General features: G+C 67.1%; 28 protein-coding genes and 2 pseudogenes. 15 read left to right on the top strand and 15 right to left on the bottom strand.

Annotation, left to right across the window (positions count from 1 at the left end; translation table 11 throughout):
• Positions 1-144: 144 nt before the first annotated feature.
• A pseudogene (locus QZH52_RS34465) lies at positions 145-252 on the top strand (IS6 family transposase); the annotation flags it as partial.
• 7 nt (positions 253-259) lie between these two features.
• On the opposite strand, the gene QZH52_RS38910 reads toward QZH52_RS34465, so the two are convergent.
• Entirely contained in the window at positions 260-688 is a 429-nt protein-coding gene (locus tag QZH52_RS38910; RefSeq protein ID WP_301815782.1) for a tripartite tricarboxylate transporter substrate-binding protein, read from the bottom strand.
• 311 nt (positions 689-999) lie between these two features.
• Between QZH52_RS38910 and QZH52_RS34455 the strand changes: the two genes are divergently transcribed.
• Positions 1000-1926 carry a LysR family transcriptional regulator gene (locus QZH52_RS34455; protein ID WP_301815749.1) on the top strand — a complete coding sequence of 309 codons (927 nt, stop codon included), beginning with the start codon at positions 1000-1002 and terminating at the stop codon, positions 1924-1926.
• Here QZH52_RS34455 and dgcA read toward each other — a convergent pair.
• Positions 1896-2885: an N-acetyl-D-Glu racemase DgcA gene (gene dgcA, locus QZH52_RS34450; RefSeq protein WP_301815747.1), complete on the bottom strand. Its 990-nt coding sequence runs from the start codon at positions 2883-2885 to the stop codon at positions 1896-1898. The genes QZH52_RS34455 and dgcA overlap by 31 nt on opposite strands.
• Before the next feature lie 125 nt (positions 2886-3010).
• Here dgcA and QZH52_RS34445 point away from each other — a divergent pair, with 125 nt between their 5' ends.
• From QZH52_RS34445 to QZH52_RS34410, 8 genes are read left to right on the top strand one after another with little or no spacing between them, the layout of a single operon-like run.
• Positions 3011-3490, top strand: a complete 480-nt coding sequence (locus tag QZH52_RS34445; protein WP_301815745.1) for an FAS1-like dehydratase domain-containing protein — start codon at positions 3011-3013, stop codon at positions 3488-3490.
• Complete coding sequence (locus QZH52_RS34440; RefSeq protein WP_301815743.1) at positions 3483-4664, top strand: CaiB/BaiF CoA transferase family protein; 1182 nt, start codon at positions 3483-3485, stop codon at positions 4662-4664. The genes QZH52_RS34445 and QZH52_RS34440 overlap by 8 nt, the downstream gene beginning before the upstream one ends.
• Positions 4657-5547 (top strand): 3-hydroxyacyl-CoA dehydrogenase family protein, encoded by an 891-nt coding sequence (locus tag QZH52_RS34435; RefSeq protein WP_301815741.1) that lies wholly within the window; start codon positions 4657-4659, stop codon positions 5545-5547. Before QZH52_RS34440 ends, QZH52_RS34435 begins: the two co-directional genes overlap by 8 nt.
• 1 nt (position 5548) lies before the next feature.
• Positions 5549-6223, top strand: a complete 675-nt coding sequence (locus tag QZH52_RS34430) for a 3-hydroxyacyl-CoA dehydrogenase family protein (RefSeq protein ID WP_301815739.1) — start codon at positions 5549-5551, stop codon at positions 6221-6223.
• Entirely contained in the window at positions 6220-7188 is a 969-nt protein-coding gene (locus tag QZH52_RS34425; protein WP_301815737.1) for a Bug family tripartite tricarboxylate transporter substrate binding protein, read from the top strand. The genes QZH52_RS34430 and QZH52_RS34425 overlap by 4 nt, the downstream gene beginning before the upstream one ends.
• A 4-nt stretch (positions 7189-7192) precedes the next feature.
• Positions 7193-8383, top strand: coding sequence for a CaiB/BaiF CoA transferase family protein (locus tag QZH52_RS34420; protein WP_301815735.1), 1191 nt, complete (start codon positions 7193-7195; stop codon positions 8381-8383).
• 28 nt (positions 8384-8411) lie between these two features.
• A complete protein-coding gene (locus QZH52_RS34415; RefSeq protein WP_301815733.1) occupies positions 8412-9197 on the top strand; it encodes an enoyl-CoA hydratase-related protein in 786 nt (261 codons plus the stop codon).
• An 11-nt stretch (positions 9198-9208) separates the two neighbouring features.
• Positions 9209-9970 (top strand): enoyl-CoA hydratase/isomerase family protein, encoded by a 762-nt coding sequence (locus QZH52_RS34410; protein WP_301815731.1) that lies wholly within the window; start codon positions 9209-9211, stop codon positions 9968-9970.
• 114 nt (positions 9971-10084) lie between these two features.
• Here QZH52_RS34410 and QZH52_RS34405 read toward each other — a convergent pair.
• Positions 10085-10306: pseudogene (locus QZH52_RS34405) on the bottom strand (IS5-like element ISCARN85 family transposase); the annotation flags it as partial.
• A 207-nt stretch (positions 10307-10513) separates the two neighbouring features.
• The gene (locus QZH52_RS34400; RefSeq protein ID WP_301815729.1) at positions 10514-10900 is read right to left on the bottom strand and encodes a LysR substrate-binding domain-containing protein; all 387 of its coding nucleotides are present in this window, start codon (positions 10898-10900) and stop codon (positions 10514-10516) included.
• Positions 10901-10911: 11 nt separating this feature from the next.
• Between QZH52_RS34400 and QZH52_RS34395 the strand changes: the two genes are divergently transcribed.
• Positions 10912-11361 (top strand): amidohydrolase family protein, encoded by a 450-nt coding sequence (locus tag QZH52_RS34395; protein WP_301815728.1) that lies wholly within the window; start codon positions 10912-10914, stop codon positions 11359-11361.
• A gap of 291 nt (positions 11362-11652) precedes the next feature.
• Here the strand turns inward: QZH52_RS34395 and QZH52_RS34390 are convergent, their stop codons facing one another.
• The 6 genes from QZH52_RS34390 to QZH52_RS34365 form a co-directional block, all read right to left on the bottom strand.
• Complete coding sequence (locus QZH52_RS34390; protein ID WP_301815781.1) at positions 11653-12012, bottom strand: TniB family NTP-binding protein; 360 nt, start codon at positions 12010-12012, stop codon at positions 11653-11655.
• A 142-nt stretch (positions 12013-12154) separates the two neighbouring features.
• Positions 12155-13174, bottom strand: coding sequence for a Bug family tripartite tricarboxylate transporter substrate binding protein (locus QZH52_RS34385; protein WP_301815726.1), 1020 nt, complete (start codon positions 13172-13174; stop codon positions 12155-12157).
• A gap of 508 nt (positions 13175-13682) precedes the next feature.
• Positions 13683-14756: a 3-isopropylmalate dehydrogenase gene (leuB, locus tag QZH52_RS34380; protein WP_301815724.1), complete on the bottom strand. Its 1074-nt coding sequence runs from the start codon at positions 14754-14756 to the stop codon at positions 13683-13685.
• A 31-nt stretch (positions 14757-14787) separates the two neighbouring features.
• Positions 14788-15381 carry a 3-isopropylmalate dehydratase small subunit gene (leuD, locus tag QZH52_RS34375; protein WP_286537380.1) on the bottom strand — a complete coding sequence of 198 codons (594 nt, stop codon included), beginning with the start codon at positions 15379-15381 and terminating at the stop codon, positions 14788-14790.
• A 27-nt stretch (positions 15382-15408) separates the two neighbouring features.
• Positions 15409-16833 (bottom strand): 3-isopropylmalate dehydratase large subunit, encoded by a 1425-nt coding sequence (gene leuC / locus QZH52_RS34370; RefSeq protein ID WP_301815721.1) that lies wholly within the window; start codon positions 16831-16833, stop codon positions 15409-15411.
• Positions 16834-16859: 26 nt separating this feature from the next.
• Positions 16860-17840 (bottom strand): Bug family tripartite tricarboxylate transporter substrate binding protein, encoded by a 981-nt coding sequence (locus tag QZH52_RS34365; protein WP_286518826.1) that lies wholly within the window; start codon positions 17838-17840, stop codon positions 16860-16862.
• A gap of 103 nt (positions 17841-17943) precedes the next feature.
• Between QZH52_RS34365 and gcvA the strand changes: the two genes are divergently transcribed.
• The 4 genes from gcvA (at position 17944) to QZH52_RS34345 (ending at position 21232) form a co-directional block, all read left to right on the top strand.
• The gene (gene gcvA / locus QZH52_RS34360; protein WP_301815718.1) at positions 17944-18852 is read left to right on the top strand and encodes a transcriptional regulator GcvA; all 909 of its coding nucleotides are present in this window, start codon (positions 17944-17946) and stop codon (positions 18850-18852) included.
• 132 nt (positions 18853-18984) lie between these two features.
• Positions 18985-19890 (top strand): SMP-30/gluconolactonase/LRE family protein, encoded by a 906-nt coding sequence (locus QZH52_RS34355; RefSeq protein ID WP_301815716.1) that lies wholly within the window; start codon positions 18985-18987, stop codon positions 19888-19890.
• Between the two features lie 57 nt (positions 19891-19947).
• Positions 19948-20916 carry a Bug family tripartite tricarboxylate transporter substrate binding protein gene (locus QZH52_RS34350; RefSeq protein ID WP_301815713.1) on the top strand — a complete coding sequence of 323 codons (969 nt, stop codon included), beginning with the start codon at positions 19948-19950 and terminating at the stop codon, positions 20914-20916.
• 16 nt (positions 20917-20932) lie between these two features.
• Entirely contained in the window at positions 20933-21232 is a 300-nt protein-coding gene (locus QZH52_RS34345; protein ID WP_286537390.1) for a YciI family protein, read from the top strand.
• A 59-nt stretch (positions 21233-21291) separates the two neighbouring features.
• Here QZH52_RS34345 and QZH52_RS34340 read toward each other — a convergent pair whose 3' ends face one another.
• The 5 genes from QZH52_RS34340 to fahA are packed head-to-tail and all read right to left on the bottom strand — an operon-like array spanning position 21292 to position 25390.
• Entirely contained in the window at positions 21292-21480 is a 189-nt protein-coding gene (locus tag QZH52_RS34340; RefSeq protein ID WP_286537392.1) for a hypothetical protein, read from the bottom strand.
• Complete coding sequence (locus QZH52_RS34335; protein ID WP_301815711.1) at positions 21477-22460, bottom strand: Bug family tripartite tricarboxylate transporter substrate binding protein; 984 nt, start codon at positions 22458-22460, stop codon at positions 21477-21479. The genes QZH52_RS34340 and QZH52_RS34335 overlap by 4 nt, the downstream gene beginning before the upstream one ends.
• A complete protein-coding gene (locus QZH52_RS34330) occupies positions 22457-22978 on the bottom strand; it encodes a DUF302 domain-containing protein (RefSeq protein WP_301815710.1) in 522 nt (173 codons plus the stop codon). The genes QZH52_RS34335 and QZH52_RS34330 overlap by 4 nt, the downstream gene beginning before the upstream one ends.
• A gap of 11 nt (positions 22979-22989) precedes the next feature.
• A complete protein-coding gene (locus tag QZH52_RS34325; RefSeq protein WP_301815709.1) occupies positions 22990-23988 on the bottom strand; it encodes a tripartite tricarboxylate transporter substrate binding protein in 999 nt (332 codons plus the stop codon).
• 58 nt (positions 23989-24046) lie between these two features.
• Positions 24047-25390, bottom strand: coding sequence for a fumarylacetoacetase (fahA, locus tag QZH52_RS34320; protein ID WP_301815708.1), 1344 nt, complete (start codon positions 25388-25390; stop codon positions 24047-24049).
• Between the last annotated feature and the right edge of the window lie 14 nt (positions 25391-25404).

Genomic DNA, 25404 nt, shown 5'->3' with positions numbered 1-25404 from the left:
GGAGTATTCGTCCTATCCGTGCATGTATGGACCCAGCGCGATACTGTTCGGTACGGAATGAAGCTCTTGAATCGATACGGTATGTGAGCGTCTGGCGACTTGGAGGGTTCTGTCGCGATAGGCCGGTCGGCAACAATGCAGTTCATGGTACCGCTGCACATCCAACTTGCGAATTCGACCCTGCGAGGGGTCATCAGGCGTTTGCATTTCCCGCTGGAGATCATGCTCGTGTGCGTTCGCTGGCAAGGTGCGTGATGTTTCAATTGCTGGAGGACGCATAGGTCAATGTCCCTTGTCGGCTCTTGGCGAGTTGGACGAACTCGCCGATCGAGCGCGCACCCCGTCGTGGCGCGGTCACTAGCACGATGGCGACGTTGGTCGTACCGCCCACCGGCGTGAAGTCCTTCTCCAGATCGTAGCCGGTCTTGGCATACAAGCTGGGGCTGATGACCAGCGCCGATGCGTTGTACATGAGTGTGTAGCCATAGGCGGGGGCCTTGGCGGCGATCCGGCAGCGATGTTGCCGTTGGCGGCGGGCCGGTTGTCCACGACCACCGGCTGTCCGAGCAGTTCGCCCATGCGCTGGGCCATGGTGCGGGCCATGCCCTCGGTGCCGCCACCCGCAGCGAAGCCCACGAGCAAACGGATCGGCCTGGCCGGGTAGATGTCGGAGCGGCCTCGGGCCCATGCGGGCGCGCTCAGCAAGGGCGCCATGGCGCTGCACACGATCCATGGCGCCAAGACAATGGATCGATTTATTCCAACAATCGATCACTCCAGATAGTGTGAGGCTCAAGCTTGGAGCCGGCTCGCCTTCATCGCCCCCCAAGGTGCTGTCCGTTCCGGGCTGAGCGCGCAATTCGCGTGCCGGCGCTCAGTTCTCGAGGGAGATGGTGCAACGGATGCAGCGCGATGTGACCAGTGGGGGATCGGCATCCAGGGCAGAAAGCTCTCGTTCGATTGAGGCCACAATGGGGCTTCCATACCGGTGATACCCGCGTGCAAAGCGACCTTAAGACCCTGCGCTACTTCGTGGCGCTCGCCGATACGCTCAGCTTCACGGCCGCCGCCGCGAAGCTGCGTATGAGCCAGCCCGCGCTCAGCATCGCCATGCAGAAGCTGGAGGAGCAGCTGGGCATCGCACTGCTCAATCGCACCAGCCGCTCGGTGGTGCTCACGCCGGCCGGCCTGTCCTATGCCCGCGGCGCGCGCGACGTGCTGGCGCTAATCGACCAAGTCGAGAAATCCGCGCAGGAGATAGCGTCCGGCCGCGACGGCCTGTGCCGCATCGGCTTTGTGCAGTCGGCCTCGTTCGATGTGGTGCCGCAACTTTTGCGCGTCCTGCAGCAGGAGGCGGCCGGTGTGCAGCTGCAGCTGAGCGAGTTCACTTCCACAGAGCAGTTGGCCAAGCTGGTCGACGGCGAGATTGACATCGGCATGGTGCGCCAGGCCGTCGTGCCCTCTGATGAGCTCGCGCTCACGCTGATCCACCGCCAGCGCATGGTGGCGGCGCTGCCGGCCGGCCATGCGTTGGCGAAAAGAGCCTCTTTCCAGCTGGCGCTGCTGGAAGGCGAGCGCTTCATCACCAATCCCGACCGCCGCTCACCGGCGCTCAATGCGCGCGTGCGCGCCGCCTGCGCCGTGGCGGGTTTCCAGCCGCGCGCGGCGCTGGAGGCGGTGGAGATGGCGACTATCCTGGCCTTCGTCGGCGAGGGCCTGGGTGTGGCGCTGCTGCCGGCCAGCTGCCGGCGCTTTGCCGACCGGCGGGTGGCGCTGGTGGACCTGGAGGATGCGACCGAGCACCTGGAACTGCCACTCTTTTTGGCCCGCCGTGCGCAGGAACGGGACGCCACCGTGCGGCGCGTGGCGCAGATCGCGCTGGCGAGCCTGCCCGGCTATGCCGCCCAGACGGCGGGATCGGGATAGAGCACGCCGCGCTCGTAGCGCAGCGCGGGCTGTGCGTCCTGTGCTAGCAGCAGGGGGCCATCCAGGTGGACGATGTCCGCACCCTGTGCCAGCACCAAGCCCGGCGCCATTGACAACGATGAGGCCACCATACAGCCCACCATCACCTTCAGACCGGCCTGGCGCGCCTCGTTGGCCAGCGCCAGCGCCTCGGTCAGCCCGCCGGCCTTGTCCAGCTTGATGTTCGCATAGTTGTATTTGCCGCGTATGTCGGCGATGGAGCGGCGGTCGCGGCAGGACTCGTCAGCCGCCAACGGCACCGGGCTGTCGTAGCCGGCCAGCATGGCGTCCTTGCCCGCGGGCAGCGGCTGCTCCAGCAGTTCGAGACCTAGGTGCGCGAGGAGCGGCAGATTCCGCTCTACGTCCTCCTCGCTCCACGACTCGTTGGCGTCGGCCATCAGGCGCGCACCGGGTGCCTGCTCGCGCACCGCGCACACGCGGTCCACGTCCTCGACACCGCCGCCCAGCTTGAGCTTGAGCAGGGGCATGTGGCGGTGGGCGCGCGCGGCCTCGCCCATTTTGTCGGGTGTGTCCAGGCTGAGCGTGAACGCGGTGGTGACGGGTTGCAGCGGCCCGGGCAGGCCAGCATAGCTCGCGCAGGACAGGCCCGAGCGGCGGCTGCGCAGCGCCCACAGCGCGCAGTCCACTGCATTGCGTGCGGCACCTGGCGGCAGCAGTTGCTGCAGCTCATGGATCTGCAGGCCACCGCGCAGCTGCGGCGTGATGGAGGCGATCTGCGACATCACGCTGGACACGCTCTCACCGTAGTGCGCATACGGGATGCATTCGCCCGCACCGGTGTGCGCGCCGTCGGTGATGGACACCACCAACGCATACGCCTGGGTCTTGGCGCCGCGGCTGATGCGGAACACGCCTCGGATGGGATAGGTGCGGCTGTGGCAAGTGACGGAAATGCTCATGGCAACCAGTGTGCTGCAAGCGCCATAAATGGATGCAACACAGTCATTTGCCGCGCCAATGGACAGGCGCGCAGCATTCGTTCCCAGTCAGACGCACACAACCAACCAAAGGAAGTACCCCAACCATGACCGCAGCGTCCATTCCCACCGTCGGCCTGGGCTTTTGCTGGCAGGCCCTGCCCGCGGGCCGCCGATTCAAGACCGTGGGCCGTACCGTGTTCGAGTCGGACATCGTGAACTTCATCAACTGCACCGGCCAGCAGGAAGTCATCTTCAATAACGTCGAATTCATCCAGCACCACTCGGCCATGAAGGCGCGCGTGGCGCCCGGCGCGCTGGTGTTCGCCTACGCGGAAGGCCTGCTGGTGCAGTCCACCATGCAGGGCACCGGCTTCGCCTTCCTGCACATGGAACTGGACATCAAGGCGCCGGTGCTGGTGGGCGACACCATCCATGTGGAGTGCGAGGTGCTGGAGTGCCGCGAGAGCAAGAGCCGCCCGGGCCTGGGCCTGGTGCGCACCCGCAACGAGATCAAGAACCAGCGCGGCGAGGTCGTGCAGGTGGTCACGCCGCTGCGCTTGGTAAAGGGGCACCACAGTGAGTGACGCACCCGCCCCCGGCCCCCTCGCCGGCCTGCGCGTGATCGACCTCACGATCAACGTCCTGGGGCCGGTCTGCACGCAGATCCTGGGCGACATGGGCGCCGACGTGATCAAGGTCGAGATGCCCGGTGGCGACCAGAACCGCTACAACGGCCCGACCCGCCACGAGGGGATGTCGGTGTTCTTCCTGATCATGAACCGCAACAAGCGCAGCATTGTGCTGGACCTCAAGAGTGCCGATGGCCAGGCTGCGCTGATGAAGCTGGTAGAGACGGCCGACGTGTTCGTGCATAGCCTGCGGCCAGCCGCCGCCGAACGACTGGGCATCGGTTATGAAACCATCCGCGCGCGCAACCCGCGCATTGTTTTCGCCTGCGCGCCCGGTTACCGCAGCGACGGCCCGCGACGCGACGCGCCGGCCTTCGACGACATCATCCAGGGCGCGAGCGGCCTGGCCTCCATGAACTGCGACGAGGACGGCCAGCCGCGCTACTTCCCCACCGTGATCGCGGACAAGTTCTGCGGCTATGTGCTGGCCTCTTCCATCAGCATGGCGCTGCTGCACCGCGAGCGCAGCGGCCAGGGCCAGCGGGTGGAAGTTCCCATGTACGAGACCATGTTGCAGTTCAGCCTGTTCGAGCACCTGTGGGAAGGCGCGCTGGGCGAGCCGGGGACGCGGCTGGGCTACAGCCGAATGTTCTCGCCACACCGGCGTCCCTACCCGACCCGCGACGGGCACCTGTGCGTGCTTGCGGTGAACGACGCGCAATGGAAGAGGCTGCTGGACGCCGTGGAACTCTCGCACTTGACACAGGAAGCGAGGTTCGCCGACATGGCTTCCCGCATGCGCCACATCGACGAACTGTACGGCATCCTGGCCGAGCGGCTGCGGCACAAGACGACTGCGCAATGGACCGGGATTTTCACAGCCCGCGACGTGTCGTTCGGCCCGGTCAATTCGCTGGATGACCTCATGCAGGACGAGTACCTGCGCGAGACGGGCTTCTTCAAGCGCTACCAGCATCCCACCGAGGGCGAGGTTGTGATGACCTCCATCCCTGTGAACTTCTCCGCTTCGCCCGGCAGCTACCGCTTGCCGCCACCGCGCGTGGGCGAACACACGCAGGAAATCCTGGAAAGCATCGGTTTCAAGGAAGGACAACAACGACATGAGTGAAATCTGCACGAAAGCCATCCGCACGGTGACTATCGTCGGCGCGGGAACCATGGGCACGAGCATCGCCATCGTGGCGGCGCGGTCCGGCTTTCATACCATCGTGTTCGACCAGGACGCGGCCGCTGTCGCGCGCTCCAAAATCCAGGCCGAAGCCTTCCTGCGCAAATCGATGGAGCGCGGCAAGCTGTCCGCGGAGCAGTTCACCGGCATCATGGGCCGTTGGAAGGGCACCAGCGACATGAAGGACGTGGCGGCCGCCGACGTGGTGATCGAGGCCATTTTTGAAAGCCTCGCGGCCAAGCACCAGCTGTTCTCGAAGCTGCACGAGATCTGCCCGGAGCACACGCTGTTCGCCTCCAACACTTCCACGATCTCCATCACCGAGATCGCAGGCGGCTCGGGCCGGCCGGAGCGTTTCGTGGGTATGCATTTCTGCCTGCCAGCCCAGCTGATGAAGCTGGTGGAGATGTCGCCCGGTCTTTTGACCTCCGCCGATACCTTCGAGCGGGCCTGGGCGTTCTGCAAGGACCTCGGCCAGAACCCGGTGCGCACGCAGGACACGCCCGGCTTCATCCTCAACTACTTCCTCATCCCGTTCAACAACGACGCGATTCGCCTGGTGGAGCAGGGCGTGGCTTCGCCGCAGGACATCGATACGGCGGTCAAGCATGCGCTGGGCTACCCCATGGGACCCATGGAACTGCTGGACCTCGTCGGATTGGACACGCAAAAGCTGCTGTGCGAGGCCATGCACGGCCTCACGCACGAGCCGCGCGCGGCGTGTCCATCCCTGGTTCGCCGCATGCTGGCGGCCGGGCAGGTGGGTAAGAAATCGGGCCGTGGATTCCACACCTACGGCGACAGCAAGACCTTTGGCGCCTGAAATGAGCTATCACATCGTCTACGCGGGCACGAGCCGCTCCTTCCCCAGCGCCCACGCCTTCACCTCGGCCGCGCAGGAGAGCGGACCATCTCTGGTGTACATCGGTGAGGGCTCCGGCGCGGCCTTCGCAGTCGCGACGCGCAACGAGGACGCGCCCTTCATCGCCATCGAGCTGGGCAGCGAATGCCTGGGAGTGCACACCGGCGAGGACCGCGGGCTGGAAGGCTCCAACGTGGTGGGCTTCGCGCGCTTTCGCCTGGGCACCGCGGCCCCCAGTTCGCTGGTGGAGTTGGTGCGCCAGCCGCACACCCACCCGGCCGCACTGCTTGCCGCGCGCGCCGCGTTCGAGGCGGCGGGCTTCAAGGTAGCCGTCTGCGCGGACTTTCCGGGCCGCATCGTGGACCGGCTGGTGCGCCCCTACTACAACGCCGCGCTGCGCCGGCTGGACGAGGGCCTGGCCAGCGCGCAGGACATGGACACCACGCTGCGCCTGGGCCTGGGCTATCCCGAAGGGCCGATCACCCTCCTCGAGCGTACGGGCCTGGCCGAACACCACGACATCACGTTGTCGCTCTTCGAGCAGCTGCGCGAGGAGGCCTATGCGCCCGCGCGCCGCGCGCTGGTGGCCGCCCTGCGGCGGCAGATCGCTTCATCCACTACAAAGGAGACCTCATGACATCCGGCACTTTCACCCGCTCCCTGGTGACCATCGCCTTGGCGCTGGGCGGCGCGGCGCCCGCCTTGGCGCAATACCCCGACAAGCCGATCCGCTTCGTCGTGCCCTTCTCGGCCGGCAGCAGCACCGACCTGTTGGCGCGCGCCATCGGCATCGGCATCACGCGGCAGACGCAGCAGCCGGTCGTGGTGGAAAACCGAGCCGGCGCCAACAGCTTCCTGGGCGCGCAGGAAGTGGCGCGCTCCCCGGGCGACGGGTACACGGTGCTGATCACTACCAACAGCACGCATGCGGCCAACGAGCACCTGTTCAAGAAGCTGCCCTATGACCCAGTCAAGGACTTCACGCCGCTCACCGCCCTGTCCAAGGGCGACCTTGTGATGGTGGTCGACCCGCAGGGCCCCTACAAGTCGGTGGCCGACCTCACTGCTGCCGCCAAGAAGGGCCCGGGCAAGCTGTCGTTCGGGAGCGGCACTTCATCCAGCCGCGTGGCCTCGGAACTCTACAAGAGCATGGCGGGCGTGTTTATCACCAACATTCCTTACAAAAGTAATCCGCCCGGACTGCAGGACTTGATCGGCGGGCAACTGGATATGATGATGGCCGACACGCCGACCGCGCTGCCGCTGATCAAGACCGGCAGGCTGAGGCCGCTGGCGGTATCGGGCAAGACCCGCTCCGCGCTCGCGCCCGATGTGCCGACCATGGACGAGGCTGGCGTCAAGGGCTACGAGATGAGCTACTGGTTTGCCGCCTATGCGCCGGCTAATCTGCCGCCCGCCATCCAGACACGGCTGAACGAGCTGATCATCAACGCGGTGAAGCAAAAAGCCGTGCAGGACCTGTATGCCGCCGGCGGCCTGGAGACGTACGTCACCACGCCCGCGGGCCTGGCCGCTTTCCAGGCGGCCGAGTCCAAGAAATGGGCGCAGGTGATCCGCGCCGCCAACATCGAGCGCGAGTAACTGCGTGCTGCCTTCACAGTCACTTCCGCTCGTTTCGCCGGGCGCGGGTTTCGACCTGCTCGCGGGCGTGCGCGTGCTCGATCTCACCAGCAGCGTGGCCGGCCCCTACGCGGGCCAACTGCTCGCCGATTTCGGCGCAGACGTCGTCAAGATCGAGCGCCCCGCTGCGGGTGACGACGTGCGCGCCTGGGGCCCGCCCTTCATAGACGGCAGTTCGCTGTGGTACCTCGCCGTCAACCGCAACAAACGCAGCCTCGCGCTCGATCCGGCGGGCGGCGAGGGCCGCGAACTGCTGATGAAACTGGTGGGCGCGGCGGAGGTGGTGCTGGTCAACCAGTTGGCCCGCGTGCAGCGCAAGCTGGGGCTGGACTACCAGAGCCTGTCTGCGGTGCGGCCGGGCCTGATCCATGCGTCGATCACAGGCTTTGGCCTGGAAGGCCAGCGCACCGACATGCCCTGCTATGACCTGATCGCCGAGGGCTACTCCGGCGTGATGGACCTCACGGGCGAATCTGGTCGCGAGCCGCAGAAGGTGGGCACGCCGGCGGCGGACCTCCTGGCGGGCCAGGACGCTGCGATGGCCGTGCTGGCCGCGCTGGTGAGGAAGCAGCGCACGGGCCAGGGCTGCATGATCGATGTGGCGCTTGTGGACAGCATGACCCGCTTCATGACGCCGCGCATCATGGCCTATCTCGGCAGCGGCGAAGTGCCGCACCGCTCGGGAGGCCGCGACAGTGTGATCGCGATCTACCAGGTGTTCCAGACAAAGGACAAGCTCCTGACGCTGGGCTTGGGCAACGATCGCATCTGGGGCAAGTTCTGGAGCTGCGTGGGCGAGGAGGCCTACGGCGGGGACCCGCGCTTGGCCAGCAACGCGGGCCGGCGCGAACACCGCTCGGAGGTGGTTGAACGCATTCAGCGGATTCTGCGCAGCCAGAGCCGCGCGCACTGGCTGGGGTTGTTCGCCAAGGCGGGCGTGCCGGCCGGGCCGATCAACTCCATCGACGAGGTCTGCGCTGACCCCGTCATGGCGCGGCGGGGCGTCCTCTACCGCGTGGCAGGCACGCGTGAAGAAGGCGTACCGCAGGTCGGCCTGAGCATCCAGATTGACGGTCGCCACGACAGCTATCGCTGCCCGCCGCCGGGCCTGGGCGCCGATCTCGCATCAGTGACGGCCGACTGGCTGGGCGCCTGACACATAGCATCTTTTCCGGAGAAACATTATGGACAAGCAATACGAAGAGATCATCTACTCAGAAGACGGTCCGGTGGCCACCATCACACTGAACCGGCCGCACGACGGCAACATGTTCACGCCCACGATGTGCCACGAGATCCGCGACTGCATCAACGAGATTCGGCGCGAGACGCGCACCCGCGTGCTGGTGCTCACCGGCGCGGGCGACAAATTCTTTTGCATCGGCGGGCGCAAGGAGGGCATGGAAGACACGCAGCTGTACGCCGGCGTGCTGCCCACACTGGATATCTACGAGAGCATCGACCGGCTGCAAAAGCCGGTGGTCGCGGCCGTCAACGGATTCGCCGTGGGCGGCGGCAACGTGTTGCAGATGGTGTGCGACGTCACGGTGGCCAAGGAAAGCGCGCTGTTCCGACAGGTCGGGCCAATGATGGGAAGCTTCGACGCGGGCTATGGCACTTGGTACCTGGAAGACCTCGTCGGAAAGAAGCGGGCAAAGGACATCTGGTACCGCAATCCCAAAATTTCCTCGCGCGAGGCGCTGGAGATTGGCCTGATCAACAAGGTGGTTCCCGACGCGGAATTTTCCTCCTCCGTACGTGCCTACGCACTGGAGATCGCGGACCGGGGCGCTTTCGCGCTGGCTTCGATCAAGGCCGCCTTCAATGCGCGCCATGGCGGCGTGGGCGGGCTGTCGCGCATGGCGCATGACCTGCTTTTGCGCGGCTACCTGGACACCGGGGAGCATCACGAACTGGCAGCATCAATGGCGGAAAAGCGCCGGCCCGATGCCAGCAAGTTCGGCCACTGAGGAGGACTCCCATGGCGGTGCTGCTGAAATACCTGGACGAGTTCGCGGTCATCAAGCTGGAGCGGCCCGAGGCGCTTAACGCCCTGAACTTCGGGACAATCCGCGAGCTCGGTGAGGCCTTCGACAACGTGGCGCGCTCCCCGGCGCGGGCACTGGTCATCACCGGGGCGGGCGAAAAATCCTTCTGCGCCGGCGCCGACATTGCAGAGCTTCAGGGCCGCTCGCTCATGCAGGAACGCGAGGGCGCCGAACTGGGCCAGCAGGTGTTCGCTCAGCTGGACCGAATGCCGATGGCGTCGCTGGCGCTGGTCAACGGCTATGCCTTCGGCGGCGGTGCCGAGCTGGCGCTCGCGTGCACTTTCCGGCTGGGCATGGCGGGCGCCAAGTTCGGTCTGCCGGAAATCAAGCTGGGGCTGATCCCCGGCTACGGCGGCACGCAGCGCCTACCGCGCCTGGTCGGCGCAGGCCGCGCCCTAGAGATCATCATGAGCGGGCGCACGCTGGGCATCGACGAGGCGCTGGCCATCGGCTTGGTGAACGGCCGCGCCGAGAGTCTGGACGACGCGTTCACGTTCGCGCGCACCTTCTGCCGCCATAGCCTGATCGCCCAGCGCTTTGCACGAGAGGCGGTGCAGCGCTCCCACGAGATGGCGCTGCACGACGGCTTGCGGCTGGAGGCGGATCTGTCCACGTTGGCCTACCGCAGCGCGGACGCCGCTGAGGGCATGAAGGCATTCAGCGAGAAACGCGCCGCGAAATTCAAGGACACCTGAGCGCAGTCCGACCATGCTCCACATTATGACGGCGCAGAGGGTCGCGTCGTTCATCGTCCAGGCCGCGACGCGTCAGTGTGGCACTTGAATCTGGAATGGTCGGGCTAGGGCGTGTCAACACAAACGAAGTCCACCGGCGATCAGCGCGAGGCTGATGAACACTACGTCGATCTTCTCGAAGCGGGAAAAGATGCAGCGGTAGCCTTTCAGGCGCCGGAACAGTCGCTCGACCTCATTGCGGCGCTTGTACATTTCGCGGTCGTGCTCCCACGGTTCGACTCGCGTCTTCGGTGGCGGCACGACGGGGATAAAGCCCAGATCGAGCGCAAGCGACCGTAAAGAAAAGGCCGAGATCCCGCACCGCCGGATTGAGCTGCAGCCGCGAGACGCCGGCCTGCACGCGGCAGTCACACGCCATGCGCGACAGATCGACTACGGCCGTGCGCAGATCCTGTTCGGCGTCAGCTGCCATCGCGCGTGACTGCTTCGGCAGCTCGAGAAAGCCTCGCGGATCTTGACGGGATCGGTCGATTTCCCCTGAACCTAGCGGATCGGCTCCCCTGGCGTGCGCCGGTGCGCACCCACCAACGCGTCATGTAAGGCCTGCACGGCCGCGCCGGGCGTCCGCCCGCGCCGGCGCACGATGCCCACGTTGCGCACGATCTCCGGCTCCCTCAGCGGCACGCAGACCAGGGCAGATCCGGCGCCGCCCGCCAGTGCCAGCCGAGGCACCGCGCCGACGCCCAGGCCGGCGTTGATCAGGCTGAGCTGCGCGGGCACATGCTGCGCCTCCAGTATGCGCACCCGGGTGCTCGGAAAGCGCTGGCGAAAGTCGCGCACCACGCCGGCCCCGAAGTTGTCGACGGCCGAGGGGATGCAGGCGACGGTGACTAGGCCGCGGATGCGCTCGGACAGGTCCAGCTCGAGCATGGGGCGCACGGGTGGCGGACCTGGGCTGGCACCTGCAGCTGTACGCGGCGGCGCAGGTGACGGCCGCGCTGGCAGATCGCCTGCCGCAGCTGCCGGCGCCGGTGGTGCTCGACCATTTCGCACTGGCCGAAGCCGGGCCACAGGAAGGCGGCGGCGTGCTGATCGACCTGCTGCGCACCGGGCGTATACACGTGAAGCTGTCGGCTCCCTATCGCCTCGCATCTCCCGGCCTCGCGGCGCGATGGGCCCGCGTATTCCTGCAGGCCGCCCCGCAAGCCGTGCTCTGGGGAAGCGACTGGCCGCACACGGCGCGCGAGCCCGGGCGAGGGGCTCACCAGGTGAGCCCCTACCGCCCCGTCCCGCCTCAGACGCTCGCCGCAACGTTGCGCGAGTGGCTTGCCACGCCAGGGTTGCGACAGCAGGTGCTGGCCGGCAACCCCCGGGCGCTCTACGCGTTCTGATGCCGGCACAGGTGGCTGGCGCGCCTGCAGTTAGGCGCTTTCCGGTCATGTCCCATCGCCCACCCCTTTGGCAAGGTCAGAAGTCGAGTTTGGGCCCCAAGCCGCCTGCGAGTTCTTGGATCTCGATCGCCGCAGTCAAACGTACTTTGGCTGCCAGCACTGCAAAGCCGTCCTTTCGCTGAGCGTCGTCCGAGCGCCATTTCGTGCGGTCCTGATGTTGAAGTCGTTGAACTCAGCTCGGTCAGGCCGTCGCTCGCGGCGAGCACGAGCGCTGAGCGATCGCACGTTGCATCAGGTCCGAGGGCTTGCGCAGCGGCAGCACTCGCTCGAACGCTCCCAGCAGTCGCCGTGGTCATCGCTCTCGCGCCAGCGCGGGATGTCGAACGGGGTGAAGCGACTGATCATCAGGGAGCCGGTGGTCAGGGCCAATGGTGCATCGGCGGTGCCGACCAGCACGCTCCTGAACCTCAGGTCGTTGGCCGGGAACTTCGGCAGGTTGCGGGAGGCGCGCTGTTCGCGGTAGTTCCCGGCCAACAGGTGATGCACTTCGTCGACGACGAGCATCCGCGGCGCAATCCGGCGTAGCAGTTCGCGCGCAAGGCGCTCGAGTACGGACAGGCTCGCGCTTGCGCTATGCGGGGCGCCAAGCACGAACAGCAAGGCTCTGTGCACCCAGTCAAGCGTCGCCTCCGCGACGAGCGACGACGTCTCTCGCGGCGTTTGACGGGACGCGCTTCTTCAAACCGGCGGCCTCGACCGCGCCCGAGCCTCAAACACGAGACGCCGAAGCTGCCTACTCGGCGCGAATGTCGTTGTTCTTGACCACCTCGCCGAGCAGCTTGTAGTAGTCCCGGGTCAGCGCCGCGAGCTGCTCGGGCGTGCCGCCACCGGCGTCGTCGCCGCGATCGGCGATGGTCTTCTGGACATTGGGTTCCTTGAGGGCGCTGTTCATCGCCGTGTTCACCTTCTTCACGATGTCGGGGCTCAGGCCCGGCGGGCCGTACAGGCCGATGAAGGAGATGATCTGGAAGTCCTTGATGCCGGCTTCGGCCGCCGTGGGCACGTCGGGGAACGCAGGCACCCGCTTGGGGCCGGTGACCATCAGCGCCTTCAGCTGGCCGGACTTGAGGAAGGGCGCGACCACCGACGAGGCATCGAACATGGCGGGCACGCGGCCGGCGATCAGGTCGGTCATCGCAGGGCTGCTGCCCTTGTACGGCACGTGGCTCATCTTCGGCTTGCCGATGCGCTCGCGGAACAGCTCCATCGCGGTCTGCACGAGGCTGCCGGGCCCGCCCGAGGCGTAGTCGACGGCCTTGCCCGCCTTGTCCTGCGCCTTGATCCAGGCGATGAACTCGGGGACATCCTTGACCGGCAGGCTGGTCGGCACGACCAGCATCAACGAGGAGGTCAACAGCAACCCGATGGGTGTCATCTTGAGCGGATCGGCCACCGGCGTGTTGCGGTAGGTGTGCGGGTTCAGCACCATGTTGCTGCCGTTGCCCACGAGCAGCTTATAGCCGTCGGGCGGTGCCTTGAGCACGTAGTCGGTGGCGATGTTGCCGTTGACGCCGGGCTTGTTGTCGATCACGACGCTCTGGCCCAGGCTGGCCTGCATGCCGGCTGTGAGCACGCGCCCGGCGAAGTCCGTCTGTCCGCCCGGTGGATAGCCCACCACCAGCGAGACCGGCTTGGTGGGCCAGGCGCCCTGGGCGAGGGCAGATGCGGGCAGAACGCCGGCGCCGAAAGCGCTGAGCCCGTAGTGCAACGCGATGCGGCGCGACAAGGTGCGCTTCGATGGGATGTTGTTCATGAGGGTCTCCGATGTCGGTGAGGCTGGCGGGGGCTGGCGGACCATCATAGGAGCGTGGGATGGGCCTCACAAGTCCCGTAGCGGGTCATCGAACGAAGCCAAACCGTCACTCCTTTCCTTGCGGCGCAACCGTTCGACAAGGTCGGTCGCGCGGTGCTCTGCCTCGGCGACGCGCTCGCGCGCAGGCCGAGCGCGAGATAAGCCAGTTGCGCGACCGCCAGGCAGCGACGGCAGGGACGTTGCGTCAGCTCGAGGCGCACCGCGGTGGCGAAGGAGACGCGAAGCCTCCCACCGGCCGTGCAGGCAGGGGTCGGAAGCGCTCAGAATGAGCCAGTGTTGCAGGTGCGGCGCAGGCGACCGGTCTATGGGCGTGGAGCATGGCGCAGAGCAGACCCCTGCTGATCCGGGAACGCTGCGCGGGCGTCCGGCCCCACTTGGCGTGCGAGAAGCATCGCGAGTGCATTTCGCAGGTCCCCGGCAAGGGGACCTGGGGCGCGAGTGCTGATCGCTACCTCGCGTTCATGGCCGCAACCACCGCGGCGCCCATCTCCTCCGTTCCCACCCGAGTGCAGCCGGACTGGTAGATGTCCCCGGTGCGCAGCCCGTCGGCCAGCACTCGGCGCACGGCGCGTTCGACGCGCTCCGCGTTGTCCGGCTGATCGAACGAGAGGCGAAGCATCATCGCCAGCGAGAGGATCGACGCCAGCGGGTTGGCCAGGTTCTTGCCGGCGATGTCCGGCGCGGTGCCGTGCACCGGTTCATAGAGTCCGAAGCTGCCGGCGGCCAGCGACGCCGAAGGAAGCATGCCGATGGAACCCGTGAGCATCGCGGCGGCATCGGACAGGATGTCGCCGAAGATGTTGCCGGTGACGATGACGTCGAACTGCTTCGGCGCGCGCATCAGCTGCATCGCGGCCGCGTCGACGAAGAGATGCGTGAGCTCCACGTCGGGATAGTCCCGCCCCACGCGCGTGACCACCTCGCGCCACAGCTGCATGACCTCGAGCACGTTGGCCTTGTCGACCGAGCAGAGGCGGCGCTGGCGCGAGCGCGCGGTGCGGAAGGCCACGTGCGCGACGCGCTCGATCTCAGGCTCGGAATAGCGCATGGTGTTGAATGCCTCGCGCTCGCCCATCGCGTTGATGCCGCTGCCGCGCGGCTCGCCGAAGTAGACGTCGCCGGTGAGCTCGCGCAGGATCATCAGGTCCAGCCCCTCGACCACCTCCGGCTTGAGGGTGGAGGCGCCGAGGAGTTCGGGAAACAGGAACGCCGGCCGGAAATTGGCGAACAGGCCGAGCTCCTTGCGCAGCCGCAGCAGGCTGGCCCCGGGCCGCATCATGAATGGAATGGCCTCGTCGCCCGGCATGCCGGCCGAGCCGAAGAGGATCGCGTCGGCCTTGCGTGCGATCTCGCTCGTCGCGGCCGGCAGCGGATCGCCGGCGGCGTCGATGCCGGCCTGGCCGATCGCGGCCTCGACGAGCTCCAATGGCTGGGTGTGGCCCACCACCGCCTTGAGCACCTTGACCGCTTGCGCGGTCACCTCGTGGCCGATCCCGTCGCCGGGCATCACTGCAATCTTCATTTCTGGATCCTTTCTGGAAATTGAGGGGAAGTCATTGCGGCGCGTGGTGGCGCTCGAATTCCTCGATGCGCGCGCGCTGCGTCAGCGTGTAGTCGATCTCGTCCAGGCCCTCCAACAGGCAATGGCGAGCGAAAGGGTCGATGGCGAATGGTTCGGTGCGGCCATGCGGCCCGGTCACCACCAGGGCTTCCAGGTCCACGCGCAGCTGCGTGCCGGGCGCTGCCAGCAGCGCCGCCAGCAGTTCTTCGACCACCGGCTCGGGCAGGCGCACCGGCAGCAAGCCGTTCTTGAGCGCATTGGCTTGGAAGATGTCGCCGAAACTCGGTGCGATCACGGCGCGGAAGCCGCCGTCGTGAAGGGCCCAGACTGCATGTTCGCGCGAGGATCCGCAGCCGAAGTTGTGGCCTGCCACGAGGATCCGGGCCCCTGCGTACGCGGCGGCATTGAGCACGAAGTCGGGTCGGCGCTGGCCCAGCGCATCGTGCCGCACGTCGTGGAACAGGTAGTGGCCGAAGTTGTCCGAGCGCGGCTTCTGCAGGTAGAGCGCCGGCACGATCTGGTCGGTGTCGATGTTCGCGCGGGCCAGCGGCGCCGCGACGGCTTCAACTTGACTGAAAGCTTGCATGGTTGCGAGTCGGTGCGTTTCTGTTGTTCAGGAGGCGGAAGGCAGGGCCCGCACGTCGGCGAGTCGCCCGGTGACGGCTGCGGCCGCGGCCATCGCCGGGCTCATCAGATGGGTGCGCGAACCCGGGCCCTGGCGGCCGACAAAATTGCGGTTCGAGGTCGAGGCACAGCGCTGGCCGGCGGCAACCTGGTCGCCGTTGGTGCCCAGGCACATGGAGCAGCCCGCATGCCGCCACTGGAAGCCCGCTGCCCGGAAGACGGCGTCCAGCCCTTCGGCCTCGGCCTGCCGCTTCACAAGGCCGGAACCCGGTACCACCCAGGCTTCCACGCCGTCGGCCACGCGCCGCCCGCGCGCCACCGCCGCGGCGCTGCGCAGGTCTTCGATGCGGCCGTTGGTGCAGGAGCCGATGAACACCCGGTCGACCGACAGCGCCGTGAGCGACTGGCCCGGCTGCAGGCCCATGTAGGCCAGCGTGCGCTGCAGGGCGTCGCGCCGCTCGGCGCTGGGCGCATCGGCCGGGTCCGGCACCCGGCCCGTGATCGGCAATGCGTCCTCGGGGCTGTTGCCCCAGGTGACCATCGGCGCGATGTCGTCGGCGTTCAGTCGCACTTCCTTGTCGAACACGGCGCCCTCGTCGCCGGGCAGCCCTCGCCAGCGCGCCAGCGCGGTGTCCCAGGCCGCCCCGTGAGGTGCATGGGGGCGGCCCGCCAGCCATTCGAAGGTGGTGTCGTCGGGCGCCACGAGGCCGGCGCGAGCCCCGGCCTCGATCGACATGTTGCACACCGTCATGCGGCCTTCCATCGAGAGCGCGCGGATCGCTTCTCCGGCGTACTCGACGACATGGCCGGTGCCGCCCGCGGCCCCGACCTTCGCGATCACGCCGAGGATGATGTCCTTGGCCGACACGCCCTCCGGCAGCCTGCCGTCGATGACCACGCGCAGCGTGCGCGGCTTGCGCTGCCAGAGGGTCTGCGTCGCCAGCACGTGCGCCACTTCGGAGGCGCCGATGCCGAAGGCCAGCGCCCCCAGCGCGCCGTGGGTGGCCGTGTGGCTGTCGCCGCAGACGATCACCGCGCCGGGCAGGCTCAAGCCCTGCTCGGGGCCGACGACGTGGACGATGCCCTGACGCTCGTCGTCGAGGCCGAAGAAGCGGATGCCGGCGGCGGCGCTGTCATCCTGCAACGCCTGCGCCATCGCGCGCTTCTCGGCGTCGGCGATGTCGGCCAGCACGCGGCTGCCGGTGGGCACGTAGTGGTCGGGCGTCGCGAAGGCGAGGTCCGACCGGCGCACACCGAGGCCGCGCTGGCGCAGCATCTCGAAGGCGGGTGCCGAGCCGTCCTGCACGAGGTGGCGATCGACGTACAGCAGGCTCTGGCCGTCGTCGCGCTTCATCACGACGTGCGGCTTCCAGATCTTGTCAAAGAGCGTAAGCGGAGCGGGGGCGAGTGACATGGGAGTGACCGGCGTGCGGAAATGAATCAGTCGAGCTTGGCGCCCGAGATGCGGACGATCTCGGCATAGCGCTTGGTTTCGCTGGCCATGAAACGGCCGAAGTCCTCGGGCGTGCCGCCGCCGACTTCGGCGCCGAACGCCAGCATGCGCTTTTGCAATTCGGGCGACTTGAGCACCGCGTTGGCCTCGGCGTTGAGCTTGTCGATGATGGCGCGCGGCGTGCCGGCCGGCGCCGACAAGCCATACCACGACGAGGCATAGACGTTGGGCAGTCCCACTTCATCGAAGGTCGGCACATCAGGCAGGGCCGGGTTGCGCGTCTTGGAAGCGACCGCCAGCGCGCGCATCTTGCCGCCAGCGATGAAGGGCAGGCAGGTGGTGGTGTCGAGCATCAGCGACACGTGTCCCGCCGCCACGTCGGTCTCGGCCGGCGCGGTTCCCTTGTAGGGCACGTGGACGATGTCGATCTTGGCCGCCAGCGCGAATTGCACGGCCGCCAGGTGCTGCGAGGAGCCGACGCCGCCCGAGGCATAGTTGAGCTTGCCCGGGTTGGCGCGCGCCGCGTCGATCACGTCCTTGACGGACTTGAACGGCGAATTGGCGGGCACCACAAGGATGTTGGGCACGGCCGAGACGTAGATGATCGGCTCGAAGTCCTTGACCGGATCGAAGCCCAGCTTGCCGTAGAGACTGATGTTGACCGCGTTGGGGCTGATCGATGACATCAGCAGGTTGTAGCCATCCGGCTTCTGGCGGGCTGCCAGCTCGGTGCCGATGTTGCCGCCTGCGCCGCCGCGGTTGTCGATCACGAAGGGCTGGCCGAGTCGGTGGCCCAGCAGATCCGACACGATGCGCGCGGTCGTGTCCACGCCTCCGCCCGCGGGCCACGGGACCATCAGCTTGATCGGTTGATTCGGATAGGACGCCGCGGCGTCCTGCGCCGGCGCCGCGGCATGCCATCCAAGCAGGCTGGATGCGAGCAGCCAGACATGCAATTTCTTCATCATTCGGTGTCTCCTGGTTGTAGGTTCTCCGCTGCGATCCTATGTGGGGCGCCGGGGCGCGGCAATCACAATAAAGGCATGCAAGGTATGAGTAAAATTCAGTCCGATGAGCCGTCGTCTGCCTCCTCTCAATGCCTTGCGCGCCTTCGAGGCCGCAGCGCGCTGCGGCAACTTCACTCGTGCCGCGCAGGAACTCTGCGTGACCCAGGGGGCGGTCAGCCGTCACATCGCCACGCTGGAAGGCTGGCTCGAGGTGCAGTTGTTCGATCGCGGAAGGCATGGCATCCGGCTGACTTCCGCAGGCCAGTCGTACTTCGCCAGCATGCGCGTCGCGCTGGACCAGATCGAGCACGGCACGCGCCAGTTGCAGCAGCGCTCCGACGAGCGGCTGCTTCGCATCAAGGTGCCGCCCACCTTCGCGATCCGCTGGCTGATCCCGCGGCTGGCACGCTTCCATGCGCTGCATCCGCAGGTCGACGTGCAGATCACCACTTCTCACAAGCCGGCCGACTTCGATCGCGACGACGTCGACGTCAGCATCCATTCCGAGCCCCGCCCGCCCACCGGCGCGGGCTTCAGGCTGCTGTTCCGCGAGACGCTGCTGCCGGTCTGCGCGCCGGGCCTCATCGATCGCGACCCGCCGTTGCGCGAGCCCGCCGACCTCGCGCAGCACGCGCTGCTGTGTTCGCTGAACCGGCCGCAGGACTGGCCGACCTGGCTGGCGGCCGCCGGAACGCAAGGGATCGACGGCAACCGCGGCCTCAAGTTCGAGAACGCGGCCATGGCCTACCAGGCCGCGGCGGAACAACTCGGCGTGATGGTGGCGCTGCTGGCCTTCGTGCGCGACGACCTCGCGAGCGGCCGGCTGGTGGCGCCTTTCGACCTGCGCGTGCCCACCGAGGGCGGCTATTTCATGGCTTGGCGCGCGGACCGGCCGGTGCCCAAGCGCGTGAGCGACTTCGAGGCGTGGATCGCGGCCGAGGCCGAGGCAGCCGAGGACCATCCCATTGAATGAGGTTTACTCATTTCTCACATGACTTAATTGTCATTGAGGTGGCCGCGTCACTTCGTTATCGTCAGCGCAAAGTTCATTGGAGACAGAAGCCTTCTTTCGGCGCTCGGCGCCGGGTTGGCTGGCACGACGTACATGAAAATCCTCGCCGAAGGTCTGCAATTTCCTGAGGGGCCCGTGGCCCTGGTCGACGGCTCGGTGGTGCTTGTGGAAATGCGTGCGGGCAGGATCATCCGCGTCACGCCCGAAGGCCGCGTCGAACAGGTCGCCGATTGCGGCGGCGGGCCGAACGGAGCGGCGATCGGACCCGACGGCGCGCTCTACGTCTGCGACAACGGCGGCAGCGCCTATGCGCCGGGGCGCTTCACCTCGATCGGCCCAGCGCCCGGCTACCAGGGCGGCAGCATCCGAAGATTCGATCTCGCGACCGGCGACGGCCGCGTGCTCTACACCCACTGCGATGGCCATCGGCTCTCGTCGCCGAACGACCTCGTGTTCGATGCGCAGGGCGGGTTCTACTTCACTGATTTCGGCAAGAAGCACGCACGGTCGCGCGACAACGGCGGCCTCTACTACGCACTGCCCGACGGCTCCCGCATCGTCGAGGTCGCCTATCCCCTGCTGGCCGCCAATGGCGTCGGCCTCTCGCCCGATGGCGCCACGGTCTACGTGGCCGAGACGGAGACCGCCCGCCTGTGGGCCTTCGACCTGGTCGAGGCGGGATGCATCCGCAAGCATCCCTTCCCCTCGCCGCACGGCGGGCGCCTGGTGTGCGGGCTGCCGGGCTTCCAGCGCTTCGACAGCCTGGCGCTGGACGCCGGGGGCCAAATCTGCGTCGCCACGCTGATCACGGGGGCGATCTCGGTCATCGCGCCGAGCGGTGAACTGAGGTCCCAGGTCGCGTTTCCGGACACCTACGTCACCAACATCTGCTTCGGCGGGCCCGATCTCAAGACCGCCTTTGTCACCCTGTCCGGCGCCGGTCAACTGGTCTCCCTGCCGTGGCCGCACAGCGGCCCGCGGCTCCATTTCAACGCCTAGACGGGCGTCTCATCCACACCCCGCGCTGTCCATTGCAGCCGCACCGAGGAGATTCACATGAACCGTCGCGAGATCGTGACATTGCTGGGGGGCGCATGCCTGTCGGCTGCCGTGCTGCCGTCGCGCGCGGCGGACGGCTACCCGGCCCGGCCCGTGAAGGTCGTCGTGCCGTTCACCGCCGGCGGAGGCACGGACGTTGTCGCGCGTGCGCTCGCCTCCGGACTCTCGGAGGGTTTCGGCCGGACCTTCATCGTCGAGAACAGGCCCGGCGCCAGCACCGTGATCGGCTCCGAGTACGTGGCCAGTTCGCCGCCCGACGGCTACACGCTGCTGCTGGCCAGTGTCCCGCATGTCACCAATCCGTGGCTCATGAAGGCGCTGCCCTTCGACACGCTCAAGGCCTTCGCGCCGATCAGCCTTGCGGTGCAGTCGCCTTTCATCATGGTGACCTCGCCGGCGTCGCCGGTCCGGTCGCTGGCGGATGTCCTCGCGCTCGCGAAGACCCGGCGGCTGGCCTTCGCTTCGACCGGCAGCGGCACGGCCGACCACCTGGCGATGGAACTGCTGGCACTGGATGCGGGCATCTCGATGACGCATGCGGCCTACAAGGGAACCGGTCCGGCGCTGTCGGACGTCATGGGTGGCCACGTCGACCTGATGTTCGCCAACGTCGTCGCGGCGGCGCCGCTGGTGAAGTCCGGCAAGCTGCGTGCCCTTGCGACCTCGACGCAGCAGCGTTCGCCGTCGCTGCCCGACGTGCCCACTGTCGCCGAGATCACGGGCAAGCCCTTCGACGTCAGCGCCTGGGCCGGTCTGCTGGCCCCGGCGGGCACGGACGCTTCGATCGTGGAACGCCTGGGCGCCGAAGTGCGCAAGGCGCTGCAGACCAAGGCAACGCGAGAGGCCCTGGTCTCCAACGGCGCGGACCCGGTCGGCAGCACGCCTGCGGAATTCCGGGCCTTCATCGCACGCGAGATGGACACCTGGGGCGCGATCATCAAGAAGGCCGACATCACGACCAGCTGAGCCCGGACCCGCCACCATGCCCTTCATCATCCTTGCGTACGACAAGCCCGGCGCCGAGCGCCTGCGGGCCGACCTGAGGCCGCGGCACCTCGCCTACCTTGCGGCCCGCCAGGACCAGATGCTGGCCGGCGGCGCCGTGCTGGACGACGACGGCAAGGCGATCGGCGGCATGATCATCGTCGACACCGAAGATCGCGCCGCGGCGGAGCGCTTCGTCGGCGACGACCCCTTCAGCACCGGCGGCTTGTTCGGGTCGGTTCAGATCCTGCCTTGGCGCAGGAGCTTCTTCGATCGCCAGCGGGTCTCGGGCCTCTGAACGACTTTCGTTCGCCAACACGCACGAGGAAGGCCGCGCCGAGAAGAGAAAACGAAGCCTCAGTTCAGAAGGTAGACCAGCACGGGCAGGCAAACGAGGCCGAGCAGCGCCACGTACTTCTGCGCGCGGTAGTACTCGGCTTGTTGCGCCGCCGGGATGCAGTGCAGGCCGTTGCAGCCACCCACGATCACGCAGGCTTCCGGCGGTACCATCGCGAGCGGCTTCGCGGTCATCGCAGCGTTGCTCATTCGACCTTGATGCCGTGCTTGCGCACGACAGCCGCCCACTTGCTGCGTTCACGATTCGTCAGGTCGACGACGTCCTGCGGCGAGCTGCTGCCGAGCTCCATCGCCATGGCGCTGAACCGCGCCTTCATGGCCACATCGTCGATGGCCTTGACGACCTCCTTGTTCAGCCTGGCCACCACCTCGGCAGGCGTGTTCGCGGGTGCCACCAGTGCGAACCAGACCGCAGCATCGACCCCGAGCAGCCCTTCTTCCGCCAAGGTCGGCACGTCGGGAAGCGCTGCGACGCGCCGGGGGCCCACGATGCCGATCGGACGGAGCTTTCCCGCCTTGATCTGCGGCATCGAGTTCAGCACGATGTCGCAGGTCATCTGCGTGTCGCCGGCAAGCACGCTCGCAAGGGCGGGCGCGGTGCCGTTGTAGGGCACGTGCAGCATGTCCACGTTGGCCATCGATGCAAAGAGCGCACAGGCCAGGTGCAGCGGATTGCCGTTGCCGTTGGAGGCATAGGCAAAGCTGCCTTCGCGGCTGCGGATGTAGGGGATCAGGTCCTTCAATCGGGTCGCCGGCGTGGCGTTTCCGACCACCATCACCAGCGGCGCCGACGCGACCAGGGACACGGGGGCGAAGTCGCGGTCCGGGTCGTAGGCCAGCTTGTTGTAGACCAGCGGATTCACGGCCAGGCTCGCGGACGAAGCCATGAACAGCGTATAGCCATCCGCCGGCGCCTTGGCGACCATCGATGCGGCCACGATGGTGTTGCCGCCCGGCTTGTTCTCGACGATGAACGGCTGCCCCGTCGATTTGCCTAGCCGCTCCGCGAGGCCCCGCGCCAGCTGGTCGACTGGCCCGCCGGCGGTGTACGGCACGACGATCTTGACGGGTCGCGAAGGATAGCCTTCCGCGGACGCGATCGGCGAGGCCAGTGCCAGCACGCTGGCGGCTGCGATCAAGGCCAGCGTCTTCAGGCAATGCGTCGTCATGGCGTCGCCACCTTGAGCAGGACTGCATGGAGCCGCTCGTCGAGGATCGCCGCGATCCGGTCGATCTCCGGCTGGCCGAACTGGCCGAACTGCGTGGACGGCTTGTCGTACTCGAAAGTCGAGCCGCCTTCCGCGTTTTCATAGAGAACCACCCGCAGCGGCGCGTAGAGGCCGGCCGCAAGGTCGACGCTCGTCATCTGCACGGCGTACAGCACATTGCCGATCAGGTACGCGGTCGCTTTCCCGCGTTCGCCTTTCAGCGCCAGCCAGTCTCCGTGCGGGCCGACGTAATGGATGGCGAGCCCGTCTTCGCCCGCCGCCTTCTGCAGGGCGACGCGCACGGCTTCGATCTCGTTCTTCTTCAACAGGTCCCGGATCGAGTCGTCGAGCCGGCCCAGCCTGGATTCGAGCGCGGTCTTGACCTCGGCATAGGGTTTCGGCGTGTTGATCCTCACGTGGTCCAAGGCAAGGACGGAGGTCGTCACCGAGATGTCTGTCAATTGGGAAGGGTTGGTCATGGAAACTCCTGCTACTGTGGTTCGAGCTTGACGAGCTTGGCGATGCGGCGGAACTTCTCGACTTCCTGCTGGTAGAAGGCAGCAGACTGGTCGAGCGTCATGGGTTCGACGGGCAGCGCGGCCGAGTCGCGAAGAAAGCGCTGGAATTCGTCGCCCTTCACGATCTCCGCCAAGTCCTTGCTGAGGCGGGCCGCCGCCGCGGGAGGCGCCGAGGCCGGGATGAAGACGGCCGCCCATGCGCTGTACACGAAGTTCTTGAGGTACTTGCCCTCGCTCAACGTGGGCACCTGCGCCAGGAAGGGGTTGCGCTTGGTGTTCGCCACGCCGATCGCCTTGATCTTGCCCGTGCGAACCAGCTCCAGCACGTTGGGCGCCAGCGGCACGAAGGCCATGTCGATCTCCCGGCTGAGCAGCGCCTGGACGACCGGCGCCGCGCCCTTGTAGGGCACGTCCATCAGTCGCGCACCCGTGGCGGCGCCAAAGTCCGCCGCCACGAGGTAAGGCGCCGAGCCGTAGCCCCAGCTGCCGACCGTCATCTCCTTGCTGCCCGGCTTCTTCGAATGCTCGATGAGCTCGTCGACATTGGCGAAGGCGTGCTCGGCACTCGTGACCAGCGTGAAGTCGGTCGGCAGAATGGTCGCCAACAGCCGGTAGTTCTCGGGCTTGTACTTGACCTGCGACATCGCGAGGGGCGAGAGGATCATGTCGTTGCCGGTCGTCACCAGCAGCGTCTGGCCATCGGGCGGCGCGTTCAGCACGCTCGCCGCGGCGATCGATCCGCCCGCGCCGGGCAGGTTCTCGACGATGACCGTCTGCCCGAGCGCCGACTGCAGCGGTAGCTGGACCTTGCGGGCCGCGACATCGGCGGGACCACCGGCGGGATAGGCGACGCGCAGCACGATCGGCTTCGAGGAGAGCGACTGCGCCTGGGCGCTGCCGAAGGGCTGCAGGACGGCGGCAGCGATGATCCAGCCGAGAAGGCGGCCGGTTCCTTGGTTGCTGTTCTTCATGAGGGGCTCCGAGGTGATTGCCAGTTGGAGAGACCGGAAAGCGGATCGCGGCGAGAAACTATTCGGCAGATGGCGACACGGCGGGGAGGACCCGCCCATGATTGAAGCCGAAGCCGATGCGATTGAATCCCTCCCGTTCGCACCAGCCTTGGAAGATGATCGCGTCCCCATCCTCCAGGAAGCTTCGGCGCTCGCCGTTGCCGAGTTGCACCGGCTTGCTGCCGGCAAGGGCGAGCTCCATCAATGCGCCGGCTTCGGAAAGCTCGGGCCCCGAGATCGTGCCGCTGCCCAGCAGGTCGCCCGGCTGCAGGTTGCAGCCCCCGGCCGCGTGGTGGGTGAGCATCTGCGCGATCGACCAGTAGTGATGAGAGAAGCTGGTGCGTGACATCGTCTCGGCAGGGAGTCCGGCTTCGCGCATGCGATGGGTCTCGATCGACACCTCGAGACGGATATCGATGGCGCCCTGCGCGCGGTGAGACTCGCTCTCCAGATAAGGCAGCGGCTGCGGATCGGCCGCGGGGCGGGTCCACGGCGTCCGGTAGGGGGCCAGGGCGTCCATCGTGACGATCCAGGGCGAGACGGTTGTCGCGAAGTTCTTTGCATGGAACGGGCCGAGCGGCGCCATTTCCCAGGCCTGGATATCCCGCGCCGACCAATCGTTGAGCAGCGAGATGCCGAAGACGTGGTCCTCGGCGCGCGAGAGCGCAATGGGCTCGCCGAGCGCGTTGCCCGTGCCGACATAGATGCCGAGTTCGAGCTCGTAGTCGAGGCGCTGCGAAGGTCCGTATTCCGGCGTCGTGCTCCCGTCCCGCAGCGCCTGGCCATGTGGGCGCCGGAACCTCTGCCCGGCCACGCCGATGGAAGACACGCGGCCGTGGTAGGCGGTGGGAACCCATTGGAAGTTCCGGGGCACGTCTCCCTTCGGGTCCAGCAGGCAGCTGATCGTTCGCGCGTGATGGATCGACGTGTAGAAGTCCGTGTAGTCGCCGATGCGAGCCGGAACCGCGTACTCGACCTCGGATTGCGGCATGAGACAGCCCCTGACCGCATCGACCTGAGACGGCCTGGTGGCGACGGCGTCCTTGTGGAGAAGCTCGAAGAGTGCGCGCCGCAATGTGCGCCATGCCACCGGTCCCAGGGCGAAAAAGTCGTTGAGCGCCGGTGCGGCACACGACTGCGCGGCTTGCAGCGCCAAGCCGTCGAGGCATTGCGTTCTGCTCAAGGCGGCCAGGTCCATGACTTCGTCGCCGATGGCAACGCCGCCGCGCAGCGGTTCGAGGGCCCCTGCCCTTCGAAACACGGCAAACGGCAGGTTCTGGATCGGAAAGTCGGTGGCCGCCCCGTTGGCGCTCGCCAGCCAGCTTGTCGCTGCGGCATCGTGGGTGTGATCGATCGTGCGCATGGGTTCGCCTCGGC

Origin of the sequence: Variovorax ginsengisoli, assembly GCF_030486595.1 — a bacterium.
Lineage (GTDB): Bacteria > Pseudomonadota > Gammaproteobacteria > Burkholderiales > Burkholderiaceae_C > Variovorax > Variovorax ginsengisoli_B.
The sequence above is the reverse complement of the archived record's forward strand: the minus strand, read 5'-3'. Positions and strand labels throughout refer to the sequence as shown.